The 373-nt window shown below is 61.4% G+C and carries 1 pseudogene; it reads left to right on the top strand.

Annotated elements, in window-relative coordinates:
• A pseudogene (pscU, locus tag ACLJNW_RS23540) lies at positions 1-373 on the top strand (SctU family type III secretion system export apparatus subunit PscU); the annotation flags it as partial.

The following is a 373-nucleotide window of genomic DNA, read 5'->3' as shown; positions in this document are numbered from 1 at the left end:
AGGCCAGGTGGTGAAGAGCAAGGAAATTGTCTCCAGCGCGTTGATCCTGTCGCTGGTGGCGCTGCTGATGGGCTTTTCCGACTACTACCTGTAGCATCTCGGCAAGCTGCTCCTGCTGCCCGCCGAGTACATCGACCTGCCGTTTCGCCAGGCGCTGGAGACCATCCTGGAGAACCTTCTCCAGGAGCTCCTCTACCTGCTGGCGCCTGTCCTGCTGGTCGCGGCGCTGGTGGTGGTGCTCAGCCATGTCGGCCAGTACGGTTTCCTGCTCAGCCTCGACAGCGTCAAGCCGGACCTGAAGAAGATCAACCCGGTGGAGGGCGCGAAGAAGATCTTCTCCATCCGGAGCCTGGTGGAGTTCCTCAAGTCGACC

The sequence above is a fragment of the Salmonella sp. SAL4457 genome (assembly GCF_046548235.1).
Taxonomy (GTDB): Bacteria; Pseudomonadota; Gammaproteobacteria; order Enterobacterales; family Enterobacteriaceae; genus Salmonella; species Salmonella enterica.
Note: the sequence above shows the minus strand (reverse complement) of the source record. Positions and strands in the feature narration are given on the sequence as shown.